Origin of the sequence: Acrocarpospora sp. B8E8 (assembly GCF_039871605.1) — a bacterium.
GTDB classification, from domain to species: Bacteria; Actinomycetota; Actinomycetes; order Streptosporangiales; family Streptosporangiaceae; genus Acrocarpospora; species Acrocarpospora macrocephala.
Map to the genome: position 1 here is coordinate 1 of NZ_JBDPLV010000015.1, position 23,719 is coordinate 23,719.

The following is a 23,719-nucleotide window of genomic DNA, read 5'->3' on the forward strand; positions in this document are numbered from 1 at the left end:
GTCGCGTCCATACCTACCTCGTCACCGCAACCAACCACGGCATCGACGCCTTCCATGCGCTCCGTGACGCCTTCCTCGGCAACCCCTGGACGCTGTCTCAAGCCACCGCATAACCCCAGCTCACGGATACGTGTGAGTGGTTACGGTTCCTTTGATGAGCGGACTGATAACCTGATGATTGTCCTAATATGTCGGAACTCTTAATGATCATTCCATTTCAGAGCTCCGACCGCTGATGACGTTGATCAGAACTGTTGACGTCGTCGTCACTGGCGCGGGCATGCACTCCAGGTGCTCTGGATCATGGCCGAGTTTCCCATACGGGTGTGATGAAACATGTTTGCCCCAGCCGAACAAGCCAAGTCCACCGCCGAAGGGCCGGGCAGTGGAGATGCATGGACAAGCTGCTGTGCCAGGTGTGTGGCGGCCCGGCGACTGCCCGGAGGCACAGCTCACGTCGACCTTTTCGGGTGGTCGCGCGGAACCCCTAGGTGGTGGAGTTGGCCTGCACCAGGTTGCCGGTCCGCTTACGACCTGGCCGTTGCGGATCTTGCGGCGTTTCATGAAGGCCCGCATGGGCGTCGGCAAGTTGTGCGGCTGACGTAGGGGCCTAATGTGTACACAATCGGGTACACTTTGGGAATGTTGATTGAGACATTGTCTGTGCGAGAGGCTCGCGAGCAACTGCCCAGCGTGCTGGAGCGGTTCCGTAACGGTGACCGTAGGCCGGTGGGCGTAGGCTCACATCGTAAGACCGAGGCGGTCATGGTTCCGGTCGAGGTTTTCGACGAACTGACTGCTGAGAGAGCTCGGTCACTGACGCAAGCGTCGGTATCGGTGCAGGCTGAAGGGCTCACGATAGGCGCCGATGTCGAGGCCATCGCTGAACGATGGGCGCAGGGCGAAATCAGCACCGCACAGATGCGTGAACTGGTTCGGCGGCTGTACGACGCACCGTGAGTAGCGATCCATACCTCGACCCCGCGAGCGGTGTGCTGCGCAACAAGCTCGGCATCTCCGACCTTCGGCGCCTGCGTGCAGCGGAGGCGGGCCTGACTCTGGCGGCGTTGGCGGACCTGGGCACCCGGACGCTGCCCGGCAGCTACGACTTGGCCCATTTGCAGTCCTTTCATCGGGAGATCTTCGGCGATCTCTACCCCTGGGCCGGTGAGATCAGGGTCGTGGGTATCGCCAAGTCGGACCCGTTCTGCCTGCCACAGCACATCGCGTCGTACTCGGCGGAGGTGTTCGGCGCTCTGGCGAAGGAGCGGTACCTGCATGGGCTGCCACGCGACGGTTTCGTTGACCGGTTGACTCATTACTTCGCCGAGGTCAATGCGATCCACCCGTTCCGTGAGGGCAACGGGCGGACGCAGCGCGCCTTCTTTGGTCAGCTCAGCCGCGAAGCGGGTTGGCCCATCGACTGGTCTGGTCTCGACCCGGATGTCAACGAGGCCACATCGATGGCTTCACTGCGCGGTGACAACGGCCCACTTCGCCACCTCCTCGATATTCTGGTGGATTCTCGGCCGTGGTGACCGGCTGGAGAGGCGTCAAATGGGCGTGCGAGCTAGCCTGCCACCACAAGGATCTCGAAGCCGTCGCCGCTGACGATTTGGCCGTTGCGGACCTTGCGGCGTTTGCGGAGTTCGAGTTCGCCGTCTACTAGGACGTTGCCCTCGGCGATGAAGTGTTTGGCTTCGCCGCCGCTTTCGGTGATGGAGCAGTATTTGAGCAGGTCGCAGAGGGGGATGTAGTCGGATGCCAGGGTGAAGGTCTCGCGTACCTATCCAGGATAGGTCTCACCAGGTGTTGGCCCAGAAGGCCAGGGCGAGGGCGGCGACCAGGAGGCTGGCGGCGCTGAAGAGGGTGCGGAGGGTGTTCCAGCGGTTCCAGCGGGGGGCGAAGGCCGTCCAGATGTCGGTGGCGGGGCCGGTCGCGTGGTCGAGGGCGTTGTTCAGGGGGATGTTGACGGCGATGGTGGGGATGAACGTGCCCGCGAGGTAGACGGCGGCGGCGGCCAGGAAGAGCAGGCCGGGGAGGGTCTGGCCGTCGATCAGCACGAGGACGCCGGTGATGATGCCGACCAGGGGTGTGCCCAGGAAGGACAGGAAGAAGACCGGGTTCTGGATCTTGATGTTGATCTGGCGCATCACCGAGACGGCGTGTTCCGGTCCGGCGGAGTCCATGGCGGGCATCACCGAGACCGAGTAGGCGTAGAAGAGCCCGGCGATCCAGCCGGTGAGGACCAGCGTTGCGAATGCCGCGATTGCCGTCAGGGCGAACATTTCGACCATCTCCCCTCGTTTGGGTTAACCCTATGAAACCCGCGTGCCGCGCGCATCGTCCCCGGGCCGGATGATTAGCGTTGGTATGGGGGGAACGCATGGTTGGTCGTTCGCGCGTGCCGCGGATGCTGTCGATATCTCTGACGGTGCTCGCGGTGTATTCGGCGGTGATCGCGCTGAACCCGCCGCTGCGGCATGGCCTGAGCGGTTTGACCGAGTTCGTGGACAGCTGGCTCTTCCCCATCGCGCCCAACCTCGCCTACGCCGCGTTCACCACGCTGCTGGCCGGCGCGCTGGCCCGGCGCAAGCGGATCGCCTGGCGGCTGGTCGTGGTCCTGCTCGGCATCTCCCTGGCGCTCAGCCTCGCGGGCGTGCTGGTGCTGCTCTACGTGCCGGGCGGTACGGTCGAAGGCGGCAAGGGAACCCTGGCCGAGACGGCGTTCAGCCTGGTCGTGGTCACCCTGCTGCTGGTGCTGATGCTCTGGTCGCGCCAGGAGTTCTACGCCCGGGTCCAGCCCGCGTCGGCCCGCAAGGCGATCCTGACCCTGGGCGGCCTGCTCGCCGTCTCGTTCGTGGTCGGATTCCTGCTGGTCACCGCGTTCTCCGGCACCTTGCCCCCGCACCGGCGGGCGGTGTGGACGCTCAGCCACACCCTCGGCGGCGTGTTCGACGTGCCCCACCCGGGCCACCCGCCGAGCTGGGTGTCGTTCCTGATCGGGCTGATGAGCGCGATCGCGCTGATCACCGCCTTCGCGGTGCTGTTCCGGTCACAGCGGGCGAAGGCCGTGCTGGCCCCCGAGGACGAGGAACGGATCCGGAAGCTCCTGGGAGAGCGTGATTCGCTGGCCTATTTCGCGACCAGGCGGGACCGCAGCGCGATCTTCTCGCCCAGCGGGAAGGCGGCCGTCTCCTACCGCGTGGTCAACGGCGTCAGCCTGGCCGGGGGCGACCCGGTCGGCGACCCTGAAGCGTGGGAGCATGCGATCCGCGCTTGGACCGACCAGGCCGCCGCGTACGGCTGGACGCCCGCCGCGATCGGCGCCAGCGAGGAGGGCGCCCGGGCATACCAGCGCGGCGGCCTGAAGGTCCTCGAACTCGGCGACGAGGCGGTCATCGACGTGGCCGCGTTCACGCTCACCGGCCGGGAGATGCGCGGCGTACGCCAGGCCGTCAACCGGGTCGAACGTGCCGGTTACACGCTGTGCGTGCGCCGCCACCACGAACTGAACTCTGAGGAGATGCGCACCATCATCGGCCGCGCCGAGGCCTGGCGCGACACCGAGACGGAACGCGGCTTCTCGATGGCCCTCGGCCGCCTCGGCGACCCGAGGGACGGGCAGTGCGTGCTGGTGCAGGCGCGGAAACCGGACGGGGACGAGGCGGCCCTGCTGTCGTTCGTGCCATGGGGGGCCACCGGTCTTTCGCTCGACCTGATGCGGCGGGACCGGGACGCCGAGAACGGCCTGATGGAGTTCATGGTCGCCGGTCTGGTCGAGGCGGCCCCGGGGCTCGGTGTAGACCGGATCTCGCTGAACTTCGCCGTCTTCCGGTCGGCGTTCGAGGAGGGCGCCAGGATCGGCGCGGGCCCGGTGATCCGGGCGTGGCGCCGCCTGCTGCTGTTCCTGTCCCGCTGGTGGCAGCTGGAGTCGCTGTATCGGGCAAACGTGAAATACCACCCCGAATGGGTGCCCCGATTCCTCGCGTACGGGGACACCAGAGACCTGGTCAAGGTCGGCATCGCCTCGGCTGTGGCGGAGGGGTTCCTGCGTCCGCCGAGCCTGCCGCAGCTGCTTCGGCGCGGGGAGGCGTGACTTAGGGTGGGCTGATGGATCTGACGTTGATGGCCGTGCACGCTCATCCCGACGACGAGGTGCTCACCACTGGGGGGATCCTGGCGCGTTACGCGGACGCGGGGTTCCGTACCGTCCTGGTGACCTGCACCAACGGCGAGGCGGGGGACGGACCCGGGGGAGTGAAGCCGGGCGAGGACGGCCACGACGGCGAGGCGGTGGCCGAGGAGCGGCTGGCCGAGCTGCGGGCGTCGGTCGCCCATTTAGGGATCGGTGACGTCGAACTGCTCGGCTATCGCGACTCCGGCATGGACGGCTGGGACACCAACAAGGACGCGCGGGCGTTCTGGAACATCCCGATCGAGGAGTCCACCGCCAAGCTCGCCGCGCTCATGGCGCACTACCGGCCGCAGGTCGTCGTCACCTACGACGAAAACGGCGGTTACGGTCACCCCGACCACATCCAGGCGCACCGCATCGCGATCGCGGCCACCGAGGCGACCGGCATCCCGGACAAGCTCTACTACACGGCGATCCCCCGGACCCGGGCCAGGGCGATGTTCGAGCACATGCGCTCGATCGGCATCGACCTGGGTTTCGAGCCGTCCCCTGACTTCGGCACCCCCGACGAGCTGATCACCGCCACCGTGGACGTCACGCCGTACGTGGACCGGAAGATCAAAGCGCTGCGCGCGCACGCGAGCCAGAGCGACAACATCTGGCTGCTCCAGCTGCCGGATGAGGCCCAGCAACTCGTCCTCGGGCATGAGGCCTTCGTCCGGGTCCGCTGCCAGATCGAGGCTCCTGACCAGGAAGACGATCTGTTCGCGGGTTTGACGGAGGGCTAACACCCTGTCGAGCCCGGCTCACGTCAGCGGAAACTGGCGGCGTGATTCCGGTTTCGGTGGTCTGGCTGCGGCTCGAACTGGGCAGGCGCCTGCGATCCCTGCTCGTGCTCGGGCTGCTGGTGGCGTTCGCCGGGGCGACCGTGCTGACCGCCCTGGCCGGAGCCCGGCGCGGCGACAGCGCGGTGGACCGGCTGCTCGCCGTGACACTCCCCGCCACCGCCTCGGTCCTGCCCAACCGGACCGGCTTCGACTGGGACGCAGTCCGCCGCCTCCCCGGCGTGGCGGCGGTGACCACGTTCCCCAGCTACACCGACCTGCCCATCGACGAGGCTCCGGACGACCAGATCACCCCGTTCGTTCCCGCCGACACCGACGCGATGGCCACCATCGAGCGGCCGGTCGTCCTGAGCGGCCGCCTCCCCGACCCGTCCCGAGCCGACGAAGCCGTGGTCACCGCGGAGTTCGTCCGCAACGTCGGCAAGGGCATAGGCGATCAGGTCACCCTCCGCCTGCCCACCCCCGACCAGTCCGACACCAGCATCGGCGGGCGCGATACCGGCGGCCCTGAGGGCCCCGCGGTCCGGATGCACATCGTGGGTGTGATCCGCTCGTTCTGGTACACGGACGAGGTCGGCGGCCCCGGCAAACTCATCCCATCCCCTGGCCTGTTCACCCGCTACCGGGCCAATCTGGTGGGCTACAGCGCCCAGGTCCCGCTCAACGGCCTGGTCCGCCTCCGTGGCGGCGACGCCGGACTCGCCAGCTTCCAGGCGGCACTCCCGGGCGTCGACGTCGTCAGCCGCTCCGAAACCATCCAGCACACCCGCAACGTCGTCGCCTTCGAAAGCGCCTGCCTGGCTGCCTTCGGCCTCGCCGCCTTCCTGGCCGCCGTCGTCCTCATCGGCCAGGCCGTCATCCGGTACGGCGCGGCCGGGGCCACCGAACTGAACGCGCTGGTGGCGCTGGGCCTGACCCGCCGCCAGGGCACCCACCTGAGCGTGATCGCCCCCGGCCTGGCCGCCCTGGCGGGCACGGTCGTCGCCGTCGTTCTGGCGGTGACCGCCTCCTCCTGGATGCCGTTCGGCGCGGCGGCTGCCCGCGAGCCGGACCCAGGCGTGGACGCCGACTGGCTGGTCCTCGGCTCCGGATTCGTGCTCATCCCGGTCCTGGTGGCTGTCGCGGCCGGAGCCTCCGCGTGGGCGGGCCTCACCGGCCCCGACCGGATACGGCCGGGCCGACGGTCGGCGCTGGTGACGGCGATGACCGTGCTCAGCCTGCCGGTGGCCGTAGTCGTCGGAGCCAGGTTCGCGCTGGAGCCCGGGCGGGGGCGGGATCGGGTGCCGGTGCGGCCCGCGTTGCTGGGGGCGGTGACGGGGGTGCTCGGGGTGCTGGCCGCGTTCACGTTCTCGGCCGGGGTCGCGGACGCCGCCAGGAACCCGGCCAGATTCGGGCAGAACTACCAACTGATGGCGGTCTTCGGCTTTGACGGGCGGGACGTCCGGCCGCCCAGACCGGTGCTCTCCGCGTTGGCCGCAGATCCCGACGTGACCGGGGTGACGGACCTGCGGGTGGCCGCCGGGCGGATCGGCCCGCTCCCGGTGGTGACGCTCAGCTTCGACCCGGTCGGCGACCCGGTCCCGCTGGTGCTCACCGAGGGCCGCCCGCCGACCAACGGTGAGGAGGTCGTGCTGGCCCCGACGAGCGCGCGGCGGCTCGGCGCGGGCGTGGGCGACCGGGTCGCGCTCACCGGCGACCTGGGCACCCGCGAGCTGACCGTGACCGGTGTCGGCTTCGCCGTGGAGACCTCCACCCGGGGCTACGAATCCGGCGCGTGGGTCACCTCCGACGGCTACGACGTGGTCTTCCGCGGGTTCAAGGAACACGGCAGCCTGCTCGCGCTCCGGGAGGGCGCCGACCCGGAGGCGGTCGCGGCCCGGCTGCGGACAACCGTGGGTGGCGGACTGCTGATCTTCACGCCGTTCGTCCCCCGCCAGTTCGGGGAGATCAGGAACGTCCAGGTGCTGCCGCTGGTACTGGGCGCGTTCCTGGCCCTGCTCGCCGTCGGCGCGGTCGGCCACGCCCTGATCACCGCCGTCCGCAGGCGCGGCCACGACCTGGCCGTGCTGCGCGCCCTCGGCATGACCCGCGGCCAGTGCCGCCTGGTCGTCGTCACGCAGGCCAGCGCGATCACCGTGCTCGGCCTGCTCGCCGGGGTCCCGCTCGGCATGGCGCTGGGCCGCATCCTGTGGCGGGCCGCCGCCGGGATCATGCCGTTGCAGTACCAGCCGCCCACCTCGCCATGGACGCTCATCCTGATCGCGCCGCTGGCACTGCTGATCGCGGCCCTGCTCGCGACCGGCCCAGGGCGGCATGCGGGCCATCGCAACCTCGGGCAGGCATTGCGGGTGCTCGACCGCGCCTGAGTCTGGACTGAGGAACGCAGGTCGCGAAGCGGCCAGAGAGACGAGGGAAGACACAGGCTGAAGGCGGTCGAGCCCGCCGTGCCGGAGGCGCGGCCATAAACACGAATAACGCGCATTTCCGGAGATGCGGGAAAAATTTCGCCGGGCGAATCTGGTCAAGTCACCATGATTTCGTCTGCGGAGGAGGCGTTCATGCCACACATCACCCTCAACTCTGATGAACCTGGAATACGCGGGCTGTTCCGGTTCCGGCCAGAAACCGCGCTCCCACTGAACGAGCTGGCGGAAGTGCTGTTGTGCGGGGAGAGCACGCTCTCCCGAGGCGAGCGGGAGTTGATCGGGGCGTACGTGTCGGCGCTGAACGCGTGCCGATTCTGCTACTCCACGCATGCGGCCATCGCGGCCGTACAGCTGGGCGAGGATCTGGTCCTGGTGGAGCAGGTCCGCGCGGACGTCAACCGAGCCCCGATCTCCGACAAGCTCAAGGCCCTGCTGGCGATCGCCGGAGCGGTGCAGGAGTCCGGCCAGAAGGTGTCGGAGCAGCATGTCACCACCGCCAAGGAGGCGGGTGCCACCGACATCGAGATCCACGACACCGTGCTCATCGCGGCGGCGTTCTGCATGTTCAACCGCTACGTGGACGGCTTGGACACGTTCGCCCCCGACGACCCCGCCGTGTACGCGGCCCGTGCCCAGCGCACCGACGGATATTTGGCCGTATTGGCCGATTCTCTGCGTTTGGGATAGGACGCAATTTGCGGCATGAACGTCCGGGGTTGACCAGATAACGGGTGATCAACGACCCTGCGTGTGGAGGCCACGCCTGCTGATCACCAAGGAGTGTTCATGCCGCACATAGCGCTGGGGAACGAAGCACCTGGAATCACCGGCCTGTTCCAGTATCGGCCAGAGACCGCCCGCCCAATGAGCGCCCTCGCCGAGGTGTTGCTGCGTGGTGAAAACTCGCTGCCGCGCGGGGACCGTGAACTGATCGCCGCTTACGTGTCCGCGCTGAACGACTGCCGCTTCTGCTACAACTCGCACGCGGCTTTCGCCGCCGCCCAACTGCCCGAAGGCATGGACCTGGTCGAGCAGGTCCGCGCCGACCTGGGCGGAGCGCCCATCTCGGCCAAGCTCAGGGCGCTGCTGATGATCGCGGGCGCGGTCCAGGAGAGCGGCCGCAAGGTCGCCGAGGAGCACATCGCCGCCGCCAGGGACGCGGGCGCGTCCGACGTCGAGATCCACGACGCGGTCCTGATCGCGGCGGCGTTCTGCATGTACAACCGGTATGTGGACGGTCTGGCCGCGCTCACCCCCGACGACCCGGCCGACTACGCGGTGATGGCCCAGTTCATCGTGGCCGCCGGATATGTCCGGGATGACATTAAGGACAGGGCCTGATGCCTCGCTATCTCATCATCGGCGCAGGTCCCGCCGGTCTCCAGCTCAGCTACTACCTCAAACGCGCCGGCGCCGAATACGTCACGCTCGAACGCACCGAGGCCCCCGGCGCCTTCTTCAAGGAGTTCCCCCGGCACCGCCGCCTGATCTCGCTCAACAAGGTGCACACCGTCGAGGACGAGCCGGAGATCAAGCTCAGGTGGGACTGGAACTCGCTGCTCAACGACTCGCCCGACCTGATGTTCCCGAAGTATTCGAGCGAGTACCTGCCCGGCGCCGACGATCTTGTCAGGTATCTCGCCGACTTCGAGCGCGAGCACGAACTCAATGTACGTTTCATGACTCCGGTCGACCGAATTGAGAAGATCGACGGCCGATTCCACGTGCACACGCCCGCGGAGACGTACGTGGCCGAATGCGTGATCGTCGCCACCGGCTGGGGCGGGCCGAACATTCCCAATATTCCGGGTATCGAGCTGGCGACCGGCTACGAGGACATGGAGGTTGAAGGTTCCGCCTACGCGGGCCAGCGGGTGCTGGTGATCGGCAAGGGCAACTCCGCGTTCGAGACCGCCCAGGCGATCCTGCCGCACGCGGCCATCGTGCACCTGGCGAGCCCGCACGGGGTGCGCCTGGCCTGGCACACCAAACACCCCGGCGACGTGCGCGGCCAGTACGGCGCGTTCCTCGACAGCTACTGGTTCAAGACCCTGCACGGCGTGCTCGAATGCGACATCAACCGCATCTGGCGCGAGGAGGACCACTTCAAAGCGGCCATCACGTACACGCTGGCCAACGGCGAGCAGGCCCTGCTGGAGTACGACTCCGTCATCCGCTGTACGGGCTTCACCATGGACCGCAGCATCTTCGACGACTCCTGCTTACCCGACATGGCCCCCAACGGGCGGATCCCCGCCATCCGCCCCGACTGGCAGTCCGCCAACGTGGACGGCCTCTACTTCGCGGGCACGCTCATGCAGGCCCGCGACTTCAAGCAAGCGTCGTCGGCGTTCATCGACGGCTTCCGCTACAACCTGCGCACGATGACGGCCCTGCTGGCCGAGCGCTACGAGAACACGCCGCTGGATCGCCAGGTGATTCCGCTCGACCACGAGAAGCTCGGCGCGACCATGCTCGACCGCGTGAACTGGAGTTCTGCTCTGTGGACCCAGTTCGAGTACCTCTGCGACGCGTTCGTGGTCGACCGCGCCAGCGGCCAGATCCAGCATTATCAGGATCTGCCCGAGGACTACGCCGTCGAACGCTTCGGTGACCAGGAGGAACTCTTCACGATCACCCTGCGCTGGGGCCGTCAGAACTACGGCGACGTGTTCGCCATCCAGCGCGACCCCACCCCCGACATGGCCCACGAAAGCGCGTTCCTGCACCCCGTAATCCGCTCATGGCGGCACGGCGAGAAGGTCGCCGAGCGGCACCTGCTGGAGGACCTGCTGGCCGTCTGGCGCAACCCGGTCCGCCACGTGGAGCCGCTCTACGCCTTCCTATCCGAACAACTGACCTGAGAAATCCCGCACCAGCTCGTCGACCACGTCCGCCGCCGAACCCCGGCGGGCGTGGACGACCGCCTGCCGGGCCGCCCCCGTCCCGACCACATGCAAGCGCGCCACCCGCTCGACCACCAGATCAAGATCCCCGGTCTCCTCCAGAGCGGGCCGAAGAAGCGCCAGCAACGCGTCCACCTGCGCCGACGCCGGGAGCAGCCGCCCGCTGACCGGATCGATGGCGTCCCCGGCCAGCCCATCCCTGGCCGCCTGCCAGTACGACGCCCGCAGCAACTCCCCCCGGATCCGCGGCCCCGGATCACCCCGTTCCACCCGTTCCAGCGCGGTCACCACCAGCGCCCGGACAATCGCGCCGAGCAGCGCGGACTCCCCGGCAGTGGCCGGGACATCGGTCACCCGGACCTCCAGTGTGGGCAGCCGGGCCGACGGGCGGATGTCCCAGAAGATCGTGCCCGGGTCCACCAGGACCTTGGCCTCGGTCAGTTTGCCGATCACCTCGTCGTACTCGGCGGCCGAGGTGAAGTACGGCGGCGGCCCGGCCACCGGCCACTTGCCCCAGCAGAGCGTGCGCCAGCTGGCGTAACCGGTGTCGCGCCCGCACCACAGCGGCGAGTTGGCCATCAGCGCGATCAGCGTCGGCAGCCACGGCCGCAGGTGGTTGCTGACCAGCACGGCACGTTCCCGGTCGGGCAGGTGCACGTGGACGTGACCGGCGCAGATGCTCTGCTCGTCGTGGAGCGAGCGGTAGTTGGCGATGCCGATGCCGTACCGGGGATTCTCGGTGATCAGCGGCGGGACCACGTCACCGAGCACGGCCGTGCCCGAAGCGACCACCCGCAGCCCTTCGTCGGCCGCTGCGGACGCCACAACGGCGCGCATCTGGCGGAGCTGGGTCTCCAACTCGGCGGTTCCGGCGCAGGGCCGGGTCTTGGCCTCCACCTGGTAGCGGGTGATCTCGGTGCCGACCTGCTCGCCCAGCGCCGCCGCCGCCCTGGCCACGACGGCGGCCGACCGCGGGGCCGCCTCCCGCGTCTCGGGGTCGACGACGAGATATTCCTCTTCCACTCCGACGAGGGGACAGGCCGCGTCGAAGGGCACCACTTGCTCGATATCCGCCGTGGCAGTCATGCCGCTCCTTGTTGATGGCCGATCCTCCGGATCGGCGGCTCGGCCGCCCTCAGCCTGTGTCTTCCCTCGTCTCTCCGGCCGTTTCGCGACCCGCGTTCCTCAGTCCAGACACAGGCGCGGCCGAGCGAGGTTCCCATACTTATGACGCGCGTAGGTTATCCACGCGTCGCCCCGCACGGGCGGAATCGCGGCGAGGTGCGCACAAATAGAGGTCCGAATATTGCGGTGCTCACCGACATGTCCGGCGCCTATCGTCGGGGGGTGAACGAGACCGTGACGATGGTGGACAGGCGGGCGCTGGCCGCCGCCGGGGTCACCCTGGTGTTGTGGGCTTCGGCCTTCGTGTCCATCCGCAGCGCGGTGGCGTCCTACTCGCCCGGCGCGCTCGCGCTCGGGAGGCTGCTCGCCGGTTCGCTGACGCTGGTGGTGATCCTGCTGCTGCGCGGCGAGCGGCTGCCGCCGAGGGCGGCCTGGCCGGGGATCGCGGTGTCCGGGGTGCTCTGGTTCGGGGTCTACATGGTGGCCCTCAACTGGGGCGAGCAGGAGGTGGACGCGGGCACGGCGGCGATGCTCGTCAACATCGGGCCGATCGTCATCGCGCTGCTGTCCGGCTACCTGCTGAAGGAGGGCTTCCCGCGCCCGCTGCTGATCGGCCTGGCGGTCTCGTTCGGCGGGGCGCTCCTGGTCGGCTTTTCGATGTCCGGCGGGGGTTCGTCCTCGGTGCTCGGCGTCGTGCTGTGCGTGCTGGCCGCCGTCTCGTACGCGATCGCGATCGTCGCCCAGAAGCCCGCGCTGGCGAACGCGTCCGCGCTGCAGGTGACCACGTTCGGCTGCGTGATCGGCGCGGTCGTCTGCCTGCCGTTCGCCGGTCAGTTGATCGATCAGGTCGGCTCCGCGCCGCTGCCGGCCACGCTCAACCTGCTCTATCTGGGCGTGTTCCCGACCGCGCTGGCCTTCACCACCTGGGCGTACGCGCTGGCCAGGACCACTGCGGGTAAACTGGGCGCCACCACCTACGTGGTGCCCGCGATGGTCGTGCTGATGGCCTGGGCGTTCCTCGCCGAGGTGCCCGGCTGGCTCACCCTCGCCGGAGGCGCCCTCTGCCTGGTCGGGGTAGCGATCTCGCGCAGGCGGCCGTCATAGCAGCTTGTCCAGCGTGATCGGCAGGTCGCGGACTCGTTTGCCGGTGGCGTGGTAGACGGCGTTGGCGATCGCTCCGGCGACGCCGACGATGCCGACCTCGCCGATGCCGAGCAGGCCGAGCGGCATGGTCGGGTCGGGATCGTCCAGGTAGCGGATGTCGATCGAGGGGATGTCCGCGTGCACCGGCACGTGGTACTCCGCCAGACCGGCGTTCATGATCCGGCCGTTGCGCGGGTCGACCAGGGTCTCCTCGGCCAGCGCCATGCCGATGCCCATGATGATTCCGCCGCGCAGCTGGCTGGCCGCCGTCTTGGCGTTGATCACCTTGCCGACATCGAAGACACCCAGCCAACGGGAGATCCGGATCTCGCCGGTGTCGGAGTCCACCCGCACCTCGCAGAACTGCGCGCCGCAGGCGGCCTTCACCCAGCGCCGCCGGTCCATCAGGAACTTGGACATGAACCTGACCTGACCGGTGATCTCGCCCAGCCGGGTGTCTGAGCCGACCTGGGCCTCGATCGAGGCGCGGTCGGCGCGGCGCAGGATCTCCTGGTAACTCTCACCTCGCGAACCGTCGTAGAGGCCGCCGTCCTTGGCCCGCACGTCCGCGAAGCGGCGACCGCGCAAGGGAGAGCCGGGCGTTTTCCTGGCCGCCGAGAACACCGATCGCCTGAGCTTCTCGCAGGCGGTGATGAGGCTGGCGGCGATGCTCGCCGTCTGCCCGGAACCTCCGGCGCCGGGTCCTGTGGGCAGGGCGGTGTCGCCGTACTCGACGGTGATCGCCCCCAGCGGCACGCCCAGGGCGTCGGCCGCGATCTGCGCCTGGGCGGTCGCCGCGCCCATGCCCATCTCGTGGAAGCCGCAGCGGACCAGGACGGTTCCGTCGGCCGACAGGCGTACCGTGACGTTGGCCTGGAACTGCCAGGCCGGGTGGTAGGCGGAGGCGACGCCCATGCCGATCAGCCACTTGCCGTCCCGCATCGAGCCGGGCTCCGGCGAACGTTCGCCCCAGCCGAACTCCTTGGCGCCCACCTCGTAACATTGGAGCAGCATGCGGTGGGCGAACGCCTTGCCGTCGATCGGGTTGCGAGCGGGCTCGTTGCGGGCGCGCAGCTCGATGGGGTCCATGCCCAGCTGGTACGCGAGCTCGTCCACTGCGGCTTCGAGCGCGAACGAGCCGATCGACTCGCCGGGAGCGCGCATGAAGGTGTTGGAGAGCGCGTCCAGCTCGACCAAGTTCTGCTGGACCTGGAGGTTGGCGGCGTCGTAGAGGTGGCGGGTCTGCGAGGTCACCTGTTCCGGACCGCCGCCGACCTTGCCGGTCTGGGTGATGCTGGTGTGGATGAGCGCGGTCATCGAGCCGCCGGTCTCCGCGCCGATGGCCACCCGCTGGATCGAGGGGGTGCGCCCGCCGACCGTGCGGTTGACGCCTTCCCTGGTCAGCATCAGCCTGACCGGCCGTCCCGTCACCTTCGCGGCGAGCACGGTGAGCACCGTGCCGGGCCACACCATGGTCTTGCCGCCGAACGCGCCGCCGACGAACGGCGAGATCACCCGGATGTTCTCCTTGGGCACGTCGAACCGGGCCGCCAGATGCCCCTGCGTCCAGGCGATGTTCTGGCTGCCCTCGTGCAGGATCAGCCGATCCTTGTCCCAGTACGCGGTGGTCGAGTGGGGTTCGATCGCGTTGTGGTTGTGCCCCGGCGTCGTGTACCGCAGATCGAGCGAGAACGGCGCGGACGCCAGAGCCGCGTCGGGGTCGCCCTTCTTGGCTCCCCCCTCCGAGATCATGGTGTTCTTCTGCGGCGTCGCGTTGCCTTCCTCGGCGGCGAAGTCCACCGTGGCGGGAAGCTCGGCATACTCCACCTCGACCAGGTGCGCGGCCTCTCGCGCGGCGTCCAGCGTCTCGGCCACCACCACCGCGATCGGCTGCCCGTTCCAGTGCACTTCGTCGGTGTTCAGGTAGTTGACCGTGGTGCCGGTGGCGAGCGTGCTCAAATCCATCGGGGTCATCTTGGGCGCGGGTTTCATCGGCGGCGCGTTCTCGTGAGTGATCACCGCCAGCACGCCCGGCGTCTTCCGCGCCGTCGCCGAGTCGATCCGCGTGATCCGCCCGCGCGCGATCGTCGAGTGCACAAGAGCGGCATAAGCCATATTCGGGTACGGATACTCCGCCGAATACCGCGCCTCCCCCGTGACCTTGGCAGTGCCGTCAAGCCGATCGACCGGCTGTCCCACATACGTCATGCCGCGCTCCCCTCCACATGCAACTGCCGCAGCGTCGCCGTGATCGCCCGCCTGGCCAGCTCGATCTTGAACGCGTTCTGGGACTGCGCCACCGCGCCCTCCAGCTCCGCGTCGGCGGCCAGCCGGAACCGCTCCTCCGTCGCCGGACCGCCCATCAGCGCCCGCTCCGCCGCGTGCGCCCGCCACGGCCGGGCGGCCACCCCGCCCAGCGCCAGCCGGGCCTCGGTGATCACACCGTCCCTGACCTCCAGCGCGGCGGCCACGCTGACCAGCGCGAACGCGTACGACGCCCGGTCCCGGACCTTGCGATACCGCGACCGCGCGGCCACCGGAAGCTCGGGCAGCTCGATCGCGGTGATCAGCTCGTCGGCGGCGATCGCCGTCTCGTGCTGCGGGGAGTCCCCGGGCAGCATGTGGAAACCGACCAGCGGGAGCCGCCGCACCCCGCGCACGCTCTCCAGCTCGATCGTGGCGTCCAGCGCGGCCAGCGCCACGCACATGTCCGAGGGATGCGTCGCCACGCAACTGTCCGACGCGCCGAAGATGGCCGCGTTCCGGTTGAACCCGCCGATCGCGTCACAGCCCGCGCCCGGCTCGCGCTTGTTGCAGCGCGCGGCCAGATCCGCGAAATACGGGCAGCGGGTGCGCTGCAGCACGTTGCCGCCGACCGTGGCCATGTTCCTGAGCTGGCCGGACGCGCCGGTCAGGATCGCCTGGGCCAGCATCGGGTAGCGGGTGCGGATCACCCGATGAGCGGCGAGGTGGCTGTTGCGGACCAGCGCGCCGATCCGCACCCCGCCGTCCGGCAGCTCCTCGACCCGGTCCAGCGGCAGCCGGGTGATGTCGATCACCGTGTCCGGACGCTCGATGTTCTGCCGCATCAGATCCACCAGGTTGGTGCCGCCGCCGAGGAACTTGGCCCCCGGCTCGGCGATCGCGCGGACGGCGGTGGCCACGTCCTGGGCGCTCACGTAGGCGAAATCCTTCATCGGCTGCTCTCCTGGATCGCGGCCACGATGCCGTTGTACGCGCCGCAGCGGCACAGGTTTCCGCTCATGCGCTCCCGGATCTCCTCGGGCGTCAGGTCGATCTGCTCGGCGGCCAGGTGACCGGTCACCGCGCTGGGCGCGCCCGCCGCGTGCTCGGCCAGCATGCCGATGGCCGAACAGATCTGGCCCGAGGTGCAGTAACCGCACTGGAAGCCGTCGTGGCGGACGAACGACTGCTGGATCGGGTCCTCGACTCCCTCGATCGTGGTGATGTCGCGGTCGGCGTACTGCACGGCCAGGGCCAGGCAGGAGCTGATGCGCTCGCCGTCCACCAGCACCGTGCACGCGCCGCAGGCGCCCTGATCGCAGCCCTTCTTGGTCCCGGTCAGCCCGAGATGTTCCCGCAGCGCGTCCAGCAGACTCACCCGCGGCTCGAGGTCGAGCTTCTCCATGGAGCCGTTCACTCGCATCCGTACGTCGACCACGACGCCCTCCCGATAGGTATGTCCCTTCTGCCGGACGCTAACAGAACGCTGCTCTCTTAACAAGACGTAAAAGAACGGTCGTCTTTTAGTTGACTGTATGCTTGCGATGACATGGCACAGGTGACATTCATCCGGGCACGGCGCCCGGAGCAGAAGCAACTCCGGCGCGAGGCGATCCTCGCCGCCGCGCGCGAGCTGGCCCTGGAGGTAGGGGTCCAGCATGTGAGCCTGGGCAGCGTGGCGGCGGCCGTGGGTCTGGCCAAGTCCAATGTGGTGCGATATTTCGGGACTCGCGAGGAGATCTATCTCGAACTCGCGGCCGAGGCCTGGCAGGAGTGGGCGGACGCCGCGACCGTGCTGCTGCGCGCCGGCGGCGACCCGATCATGGTGCTCACCGAGACCCTGGACGCCCGCCCCCTCTTCTGCGACCTGCTCAGCCAGACCTCCACGACCCTGGAACACAACGTTTCGGTGGACGCCGCCCGCAAGTTCAAGCTGGTCGCGCTCCGGGTCATGGCCGAACTCGGCGCGGAGGTGGGCGCTGTCCATCCCGAGCTGACCGAGAGCGAGAGCACCGAACTGGTCATGGCCGCCAGCGCCCTCGCCGGAACCCTCTACCCGGTCGTACACCCCTCCCCGATCATGACCGAGTTGTACGCCCAGGAGCCGGCGATCGCCGCCTCCTGCCCCCAGATGATCCCGACCATGGTCCGGACCCTCTCCGCGATCGCGATGGGCCTGCCCCGCCTGCGCTGACGGGGTGTCTAGGGGAGTTCGGCGAAACGTTCGACGTCCTCGGTGGGGCCGGAGACGATGATGATGTCGCCGTAGGCGAGTTCGGTGTCGGCGGTGGCGTAGGTGAACCGCTCGTCGGGGCTCTTGACGGCCACGATCGTCACGCCGTACTTGCGGCGGAGGTTGGAGCTGCCCAGGGGGATGCCGACGTATTCCTTCGGCGGGTGCGTCTTGGCCAGCGCGAAACCCTCGTCCACCTGCATGAAGTCCAGCATCCGGCCGCTGACCAGGTGGGCGACCCGCTCGCCCATGTCGTGTTCGGGGAAGACGACATGATGGGCGCCGATGCGGCGCAGGATCTGGCCGTGCTGGACGGTGACCGCCTTCGCCCAGATGTCGTTGATCTCCAGCTCGACCAGCAGCGACGTGGTCAGAATGCTGGCCTCCAGGTCACCGCCGATCGCCACCACCGCCCGGTAGAAGTCCGACACCCCGAGCTGCTTCAGGGCTTCCATGTCGGTGGAGTCGGCGCTGGCGATCTGGGTGATCTGCCCCGCCAGGCCCTGCACGACCTTCGGGCGCCTGTCGATGGCCAGCACTTCGGTGCCGCGCCGGGTGAGTTCCAGGGCCAGCGCGGTCCCGAACCGCCCCAGCCCGATCACGACGACCGGGTAGCTCGACTTCTCAGCCAACGATGACCCTCTCCTCGGGGAGTTCGAAGCGGCGGGTCCGCTCCTTGAGCGCCAGCGCGGACCCCAGCGTCAGCGGCCCGATCCGGCCGACGAACATCAGCACCGCCAGCAGCACATGCGCGGCCATGGACGTGTCCGCGGTGATCCCGGTCGACAGCCCGTTCGTCGCGAAGGCCGAAATCACCTCGAACAACACCCGATCCAGACTGTACGGCGTGAGCACCAGCAGCACATACGTGGAAATGGTCACCAGGGCCAGCCCGACCAGGGTGATCGTCACCGCCTGCCGCTGGGTGGCCTCCGCCAGCCGCCGATGCCCCACGTTGACCTTGTTCTCGCCGCGCAGCTCGGCCCAGATGATGAAGGCGAGCAGCCCGAACGTGGTCACCTTGATCCCGCCGGCGGTGCTGGCGCTGCCGCCGCCGATGAACATCAGCACGTCGGTGACCAGCATGCTGGACGGGTTCATGGCCGCGATGTCGACCGTGTTGAACCCGCCGGAGCGTGGCATCACGGCGGCGAAGAAGCTGGCCATCAGCTTGCCGGGGTCGTCCAGCGCGCCCATGGTCCTCGGGTTGTTCCACTCGGTGGCCAGGTAGATGAGCGTGGCGGCGCCGATCAGGATGACGCTGACGCCGACCGTGACCCGGGTCAGCACCGACCAGCGGCGGGGGTGCCGCCAGGAGCGGGCCAGCTCGAACACGACCGGGAACCCGAGGCCGCCCGTGACGACCGCGATCGCGATGGGCAGGCAGATCCACGGATCGCTGACGAAACCCATTAAGTTGTCCGGCCACAACGCGAATCCCGCGTTGTTGAACGCCGAGACGGCGTGGAATCCGCCCAGGTAGAGGGCTTCGCCGAACGGCTCGTCGTACCCGATCATGAAGCGGCCGGTGAGGAAGACGGCGGTGATGGCCTCGCCCGCCAGGGCGAACAGCACGACGTTGCGGACCACCCGGCGGACGTCGCTCATGCTCAGTGACTTGGTCTCGGTCTGCAGCGCGATCCGCGCTCGCAGGCCGAGGCGGCCCGCGAGCAGGACGGTGAACAGGGTGGCCAGCGTCATGATCCCCAGCCCGCCCACCTGGATGAGACCAGCGATCACCACCTCGCCGAACACCGACCAGTGCGTCGCGGTGTCCACCACCACGAGCCCGGTCACGCACACCGCCGACGTCGCGGTGAACAGCGCCGTCACCCAGTCCGCCGGCTCCCCTGTGGTGGTGGCCATCGGCAGCGTGAGCAGCACGGATCCGAGCAGGATGGTGACACCGAACCCGGTGGCGACCACCTGCGTCGGATGGTGGAACCGGTCGAGGAAAACAGACCCCCACGTGCGGCGTCTCACAACCGGATGCCCTTGCGACTCACGGTACAGAAGGTAGACCACATTTGCCTGGTTTGGGCACCTTCGATCATCACGGCCCACCCGTGCCGCCGGGCGATCGCTAGGGCCGGGTCCGGCCTGGCCATCGCGCTCTCCATCCTGCGACGCGACCGCCGACCGGTGGGCTGCCATCCCTGAATATCAGCGGCGGGGGTCCACGTGGATCTTAGGGGCGTGGCCCCATTCGGGTGGTCGGGTTCCGGCGAGGATGCTGGGTAGGTCGTCCAGACCGGTGGTGGTGGCGACGAGGGGGCGGGGGTCGACGGCGCGGGAGGCGTACAGGTCGATGGTTTCGGCGAGGCCGCCGGAGGCGCTGAGCACGCCCGCGATGGTGATCTCCCGGAGCACGGCGGTGCGGGTGTCGAGCAGGCTGGGGTCGCTGGAGATGCCGATGCAGACCACCCGGCGGCCGGGTTCGACCAGGTCGAGGGCGAGCGCGGGGAGGGTCTCCGCGGTGGAGGCGTCGACGATGGCGTCCCAGCGCAGGGCGGGGAGGGTGTCGGCGGTCCAGACGTGTGGGAAGCCGAGCGAGCGGGCGAAGTCCAGGGAGGGGGCGTCGCGGCCGAGGAGGTGGACTTCGACTCCTTTGGCAGCGGCGATCTGGGCGGTGAGCAGGCCGATCGTGCCGGGTCCGAGGACCAGGAGGCGCTCGCCGGGAGCGATCTCGGCGGCGCGGAACGCGCGCAGGGCGTTGCCGCCGGGCTCGACCAGGGCTCCGAGGGTGGCGTCGACGGCGTCGGGCAGGGGGTGCAGGGCGGTGACGGGGACCGGGAGGCGTTCGGCGAGGGCGCCGGGCCAGCCGCCGCGGATGCCGATCTCGTAGCGGTCGGCGCACAGGTGCTGGCGGCCCGCCGCGCAGCGTTCGCAGTGGCGGCAGCCGAGCATGGTGTCGGCGGTGACCCGGCGGCCGAGCCAGCCGAGATCGACGCCCTCGCCGACGGCTGAGACGGTGCCCATCCACTCGTGGCCGATCCTGATCGGGTACGGGGCGTCCCCGGAGTGCACGTAAGCCATCTCGCCGGAGAAGAACTCGGCGTCGGTCCCGCAGACTCCGGCCCGCTCGACGTCCACGACCACCTCGTCCCGGCCGGGGACGGGCGGCTCGACCTCCTGGACTTCGGCGGTGCGCGGGCCGGTGATGACGAAGGCGCGCATCTACATCAAGCTGGGGGTGATCTGGTGCACACGTGTACCGTATACGGTCAGATGGCCGGATTGCGCGTCGCCCAGCGAATCCTCCTAAGGGCCAGCCGCGAATGAACTTGCGCGCTCGCCAAGGGTTCGCCGAGGTAGTGGCTTGAGGATCCTTACTCTGCGGGCCCTAAGTGCCCGCAGAGGATTAACTTGCGTGCTCGCCAAGGGTTCGCCGAGGTCAGTGGCTCGAGGATCTATGAGTTATTGCTCTGCGGGCCCTAAGAGCCCCCTAACGGAATGCCGCTACCACTCCTAGCGCCGGTGCGGCGAGGACCATCGCTGGCGTTAACGGCGCCGGATAACGGCGAGCAACTGAGCGACCTGCTCATTGTGTTAGGTCTAACCCTCGCGCCGGGCTCGGGCTCGGCGTTTGCCTTCGTGCATGGCCTGGACGCGGGCGACCGGGATCGTGTGTCCTTCCTCGATCAGATCGGCCGGAAGCTGCTGGGGTTCCGGCATGCGTTCCGCCCATGGATCTCCGTTGCCGAGTAGGTCCGGAGCGGTGTGAATGGTGAAATCTCCTGGCACCACCTGATCCAGGTCCTCCCATGACACCGGGAACGAGACCGGAGTGCCTGGCCGGATCCTCGGGCTGTACGCGGCCGCCACGGTTGCGCCGCCTGCTCGGGTGGAGTCGAGGAACACCTTGCCCGCGCGGTCCTCGCGGATGAATGCCGTCGTCGCCAGCGTGGGGTCCACGCGTTCGGCGCGGGCGGCCAGGGCTCGGGTGGCGGCGGCCAGGTCCTCGATCGGGATTCCGTCGGCGACGGGGATGAAGATGTGCACGCCCTTCGCGCCGCTGGTCTTCACGGCGCCGGTCAGGCCGGAGTCGTCCAGGGCTTGCCGTACCAGGTGGGCGGCCTGGATGACCAGCGAGAACGACTCGCCTTCCGGGGGGTCGAGGTCGAGGATCAGGTGGGTGAAGTGGGTGTCGCGGAAGAGGGCGGGGTGGTATTCGACGGCGCGCTGGTTGCCGAACCAGAGCAGGGTCTTGCGGTCGTCGCACAGGGCGTACGAGATCTCCCGGTGGGAGGCTTCCGCCCAGACGGGGACGGTTTTCACCCAGGAGGGGGTGTATTTGGGGACGTTCTTCTGGACGAAGGGCGGCTGGCCGGGGCGTACCCGGATCACGGATAGGGGGCGGCCGCGCAGGGCGGGGATGATGCGGTCGTGGACCGCGTCCAAGTAGTTGACCAGATCCCGTTTCGTCGCGTTCGAACCGTCGAACAGCGGCTGGTCGAGATTGGTCAGCGAGACTCCGTCCCGCGTCTCATCGCTGGTCACTTTGTCCACTATGCCATCGAGTCATCGGCTGGTGCGTAGCCTGCGGAACAGGGCGAAGCCTGACATCAGCACGATCACGAATCCGCCGGCGGCGAGTGCGCCGTTGCGCGGGGTCACGGCCACGGCGGTGCCGAGGATGCCGGTCAGTTTCACCACCGGAGCCTCGCCTGCTTTGGGGAAGGTGATCGTGGTGTCGGCGCTGCGCTGGGTTCTGCCGCTGGCCAGGTAGAGCGTGGCCTGCCAGGGGCCGTCGCCGAGGCCGTTGGCCAGGGGGATCACGACGCGTCCGCGTCCGCCGGGGGGCAGGGAGATGCCATGGTTGACCGGGAACGGGCCCGCGCTCGCGCCGCCGGGGCCGTCGGTCAGGCGGAGCGTGCCGGACATGTCCACCGCGCGTTGGCCGCTGTTGTGGACGACCGCGCGGAACTCGGGACGCCCGGTGGGGCTGCGAAGCGCGATCAGCTGCTCGATCCGGAAGTCCGTCGGTGGTTCGCCACCCGCTCCCACGTCCAGATATATCCGGACTCCGACGCGGTGGGTTTCCTCGGTGTCCTCTCCGAGCGGTTCGGCTTCGGCCCACAGGACGCCGTAACGTTCCCCGCGCCAGGCCGTCCGGGGGACCTTGATCGTGGCCTTGACGGTGGTGCTGCCGCGGGGCGGGAGCGTGAGGGAGGTGCGGTCGAACCGTACCCATTCGGTGAGTTCGTTGCCGAGGCGGTCCGGTGCGGAGATGAAGCGGTGCCTGCCCACGCTGGCCGCGCCCGGGTAGAGCTGCACGCGTTGCGGGCGGCGGGATGTGCTGGTCACCTGGAGCAGGCGGCTTATCGTGGCGCCCGGCGACAGGTGGTCGACGATGTGGATCCGGGCGCGCGGGTCGCCGCGGCGCACGGCCGGCGCGTCCATCAGCCGGATTCCGATCGGCCCGGAACCCTCGTCCGCCCAGGCGGGGGTGAGGCCCAGGAATCCGATCATCACCAGGCCCGCCATAGCGGAGATCGCCAGATATCTGATGATTCGCAACTTCCCCGCCCCCGAAACCAGAGATGTGGACATGTCTGGACGAGCGTAAGAAGCCGACCCCCTCCATCCCGGGAAGCGCTCCGGCGCTTGATCAGGAAATGACTATCTCAAGGAGAATTCGGTCAGAATCGGCGCGAGCGCCTCGGGTACGTGGTTCTCCCACCCACCCTCCCTTGTTTCTCCTCGGGCTCCGCCCGACCCCGCCGTCGCCGTGGTTGCCCTGTATCGGCTCAGGGAAAACTCGGTTCACCTGGATTCGCTCAGGAAGAACTCCGTCAGGACTGGCGCGAGCGCCTGGATTCGCTTAGGAAGGGCTCCGTCAGGACCGGGGCGAGCGCCTGGATTTGCTTAGGAAGAACTCCGTTAGGACCGGGGCGAGCACTTCGGGGGACACTCCGTGCCACTCGCCCTTCAGTTGCCGGTGTTCGCCGTTCGGCAGGGTGGCGGCGACGTGAGTCGCCCAGCCGCGTAGCCGGTCGTCGGTTTCCTCGCTGTTGACGACCAGTGTTGGCACGGTGATCCCGCGGACCTGGGCGGTGGTCAGGGTCGATGTGATCGTCGTGTCGTAGACGAGCGTGTGGGCGAGTTTCTCCAACTCGGGCCAGAACGGTGCGTGCCGCATTCCGGCCGTGATCTCTTCTGGCACCCCGATCGAGGTGTGGAAGTGCAGGACCGCGTCGCCACGCCGACCGGCCGAGACGAGCTCGGTCAGTTCGGCGGCTAGCGTCGTGTCCGGGGGACCGTCGAGGTCGAGCGGGGGTTCCAGCATCGCCACCTTGGTGATCGGCAGCCCTTGCCCCGCCGCGTATAACGCCAGGACCGCGCCGGAGGAGAAGCCCTCCACGAACGCGGGCCCGCCGACGGCGGCGATCACCGCGCCCAGGTCCTCGACCTCCCGCTCGATCGCGTAGGGCAGCGTGTCCGTGCTCTCCCCGCGACCCCGCCGGTCGTAGGTGACCACGGTGAAGGAGGAGGCGAGCTCTGCCGCGAGCGCGCCCATCGGCCCGAACCCGCGGAAACCTCCGGCGGCGTCCACCAGCACGAGCGCGGGCCCTTGCCCGACCTGGTCGTATCCGATCGTGGTTCCGTCTTTCGACCGCACGGTGGCCATAGCAGTGCCCCTTCGTTGAGTACTGGAC

The 23,719-nt window shown here is 68.7% G+C and carries 22 protein-coding genes; 10 read left to right on the forward strand and 12 right to left on the reverse strand.

The genetic code is table 11. From position 1 onward, the window contains the following. Positions 1–642 precede the first annotated feature (642 nt). Entirely contained in the window at positions 643–960 is a 318-nt protein-coding gene (locus ABGB08_RS16645; protein ID WP_347591181.1) for an antitoxin VbhA family protein, read from the forward strand. Between the two features lie 32 nt (positions 961–992). Then, positions 993–1,538 carry a Fic family protein gene (locus ABGB08_RS16650; protein ID WP_347591183.1) on the forward strand — a complete coding sequence of 182 codons (546 nt, stop codon included), beginning with the start codon at positions 993–995 and terminating at the stop codon, positions 1,536–1,538. A 32-nt stretch (positions 1,539–1,570) separates the two neighbouring features. On the opposite strand, the gene ABGB08_RS16655 is transcribed toward ABGB08_RS16650, so the two are convergent. Continuing rightward, positions 1,571–1,768 (reverse strand): RNA-binding S4 domain-containing protein, encoded by a 198-nt coding sequence (locus tag ABGB08_RS16655; RefSeq protein WP_347591478.1) that lies wholly within the window; start codon positions 1,766–1,768, stop codon positions 1,571–1,573. Positions 1,769–1,802: 34 nt separating this feature from the next. Beyond that, on the reverse strand, positions 1,803–2,297 hold the full coding sequence (locus tag ABGB08_RS16660) for an anthrone oxygenase family protein (protein ID WP_347591185.1): 495 nt from the start codon (positions 2,295–2,297) through the stop codon (positions 1,803–1,805). A gap of 89 nt (positions 2,298–2,386) precedes the next feature. Here ABGB08_RS16660 and ABGB08_RS16665 point away from each other — a divergent pair, with 89 nt between their 5' ends. From ABGB08_RS16665 to ABGB08_RS16690, 6 genes are all read left to right on the forward strand, one after another. Next, positions 2,387–4,099: a phosphatidylglycerol lysyltransferase domain-containing protein gene (locus tag ABGB08_RS16665; protein WP_347591187.1), complete on the forward strand. Its 1,713-nt coding sequence runs from the start codon at positions 2,387–2,389 to the stop codon at positions 4,097–4,099. Positions 4,100–4,113: 14 nt separating this feature from the next. Beyond that, positions 4,114–4,926, forward strand: a complete 813-nt coding sequence (locus ABGB08_RS16670; protein WP_347591189.1) for a PIG-L family deacetylase — start codon at positions 4,114–4,116, stop codon at positions 4,924–4,926. A gap of 41 nt (positions 4,927–4,967) precedes the next feature. After that, positions 4,968–7,349, forward strand: a complete 2,382-nt coding sequence (locus ABGB08_RS16675) for an FtsX-like permease family protein (RefSeq protein ID WP_347591191.1) — start codon at positions 4,968–4,970, stop codon at positions 7,347–7,349. Between the two features lie 192 nt (positions 7,350–7,541). Then, a complete protein-coding gene (locus ABGB08_RS16680; RefSeq protein WP_347591193.1) occupies positions 7,542–8,096 on the forward strand; it encodes a peroxidase-related enzyme in 555 nt (184 codons plus the stop codon). A 99-nt stretch (positions 8,097–8,195) separates the two neighbouring features. Beyond that, the gene (locus tag ABGB08_RS16685) at positions 8,196–8,750 is read left to right on the forward strand and encodes a peroxidase-related enzyme (RefSeq protein WP_347591195.1); all 555 of its coding nucleotides are present in this window, start codon (positions 8,196–8,198) and stop codon (positions 8,748–8,750) included. Then, on the forward strand, positions 8,750–10,273 hold the full coding sequence (locus ABGB08_RS16690; RefSeq protein WP_347591197.1) for an NAD(P)-binding domain-containing protein: 1,524 nt from the start codon (positions 8,750–8,752) through the stop codon (positions 10,271–10,273). Before ABGB08_RS16685 ends, ABGB08_RS16690 begins: the two co-directional genes overlap by 1 nt. On the opposite strand, the gene ABGB08_RS16695 is transcribed toward ABGB08_RS16690, so the two are convergent. Then, positions 10,253–11,401 carry a glutamate--cysteine ligase gene (locus ABGB08_RS16695; RefSeq protein ID WP_347591199.1) on the reverse strand — a complete coding sequence of 383 codons (1,149 nt, stop codon included), beginning with the start codon at positions 11,399–11,401 and terminating at the stop codon, positions 10,253–10,255. The two genes, ABGB08_RS16690 and ABGB08_RS16695, sit on opposite strands and share 21 nt — an antisense overlap. A gap of 261 nt (positions 11,402–11,662) precedes the next feature. Here ABGB08_RS16695 and ABGB08_RS16700 point away from each other — a divergent pair, with 261 nt between their 5' ends. Further along, the gene (locus tag ABGB08_RS16700; RefSeq protein WP_347591201.1) at positions 11,663–12,544 is read left to right on the forward strand and encodes a DMT family transporter; all 882 of its coding nucleotides are present in this window, start codon (positions 11,663–11,665) and stop codon (positions 12,542–12,544) included. Here ABGB08_RS16700 and ABGB08_RS16705 read toward each other — a convergent pair. From ABGB08_RS16705 to ABGB08_RS16715, 3 genes are read right to left on the reverse strand one after another with little or no spacing between them, the layout of a single operon-like run. Next, on the reverse strand, positions 12,539–14,791 hold the full coding sequence (locus tag ABGB08_RS16705) for a xanthine dehydrogenase family protein molybdopterin-binding subunit (protein WP_347591203.1): 2,253 nt from the start codon (positions 14,789–14,791) through the stop codon (positions 12,539–12,541). The two genes, ABGB08_RS16700 and ABGB08_RS16705, sit on opposite strands and share 6 nt — an antisense overlap. Beyond that, a complete protein-coding gene (locus ABGB08_RS16710; RefSeq protein WP_347591205.1) occupies positions 14,788–15,780 on the reverse strand; it encodes a xanthine dehydrogenase family protein subunit M in 993 nt (330 codons plus the stop codon). The genes ABGB08_RS16705 and ABGB08_RS16710 overlap by 4 nt, the downstream gene beginning before the upstream one ends. Then, a complete protein-coding gene (locus ABGB08_RS16715) occupies positions 15,777–16,250 on the reverse strand; it encodes a 2Fe-2S iron-sulfur cluster-binding protein (RefSeq protein ID WP_347591480.1) in 474 nt (157 codons plus the stop codon). Before ABGB08_RS16715 ends, ABGB08_RS16710 begins: the two co-directional genes overlap by 4 nt. A gap of 126 nt (positions 16,251–16,376) precedes the next feature. Between ABGB08_RS16715 and ABGB08_RS16720 the strand changes: the two genes are divergently transcribed. After that, positions 16,377–17,021 carry a TetR family transcriptional regulator gene (locus tag ABGB08_RS16720; RefSeq protein WP_347591207.1) on the forward strand — a complete coding sequence of 215 codons (645 nt, stop codon included), beginning with the start codon at positions 16,377–16,379 and terminating at the stop codon, positions 17,019–17,021. Positions 17,022–17,029: 8 nt separating this feature from the next. Here the strand turns inward: ABGB08_RS16720 and ABGB08_RS16725 are convergent, their stop codons facing one another. The 6 genes from ABGB08_RS16725 to ABGB08_RS16750 form a co-directional block, all read right to left on the reverse strand. Beyond that, entirely contained in the window at positions 17,030–17,692 is a 663-nt protein-coding gene (locus ABGB08_RS16725) for a TrkA family potassium uptake protein (RefSeq protein ID WP_347591209.1), read from the reverse strand. Beyond that, complete coding sequence (locus ABGB08_RS16730; protein WP_347591211.1) at positions 17,685–19,043, reverse strand: potassium transporter TrkG; 1,359 nt, start codon at positions 19,041–19,043, stop codon at positions 17,685–17,687. Before ABGB08_RS16730 ends, ABGB08_RS16725 begins: the two co-directional genes overlap by 8 nt. A 180-nt stretch (positions 19,044–19,223) precedes the next feature. Continuing rightward, positions 19,224–20,237: an alcohol dehydrogenase catalytic domain-containing protein gene (locus ABGB08_RS16735; protein ID WP_347591213.1), complete on the reverse strand. Its 1,014-nt coding sequence runs from the start codon at positions 20,235–20,237 to the stop codon at positions 19,224–19,226. Positions 20,238–20,615: 378 nt separating this feature from the next. Then, positions 20,616–21,560, reverse strand: a complete 945-nt coding sequence (locus ABGB08_RS16740; RefSeq protein ID WP_347591215.1) for an ATP-dependent DNA ligase — start codon at positions 21,558–21,560, stop codon at positions 20,616–20,618. A 21-nt stretch (positions 21,561–21,581) separates the two neighbouring features. Then, the gene (locus tag ABGB08_RS16745) at positions 21,582–22,613 is read right to left on the reverse strand and encodes a hypothetical protein (protein ID WP_347591217.1); all 1,032 of its coding nucleotides are present in this window, start codon (positions 22,611–22,613) and stop codon (positions 21,582–21,584) included. Positions 22,614–22,899: 286 nt separating this feature from the next. Next, a complete protein-coding gene (locus ABGB08_RS16750) occupies positions 22,900–23,691 on the reverse strand; it encodes an alpha/beta hydrolase (protein WP_347591219.1) in 792 nt (263 codons plus the stop codon). Positions 23,692–23,719 lie beyond the last annotated feature (28 nt).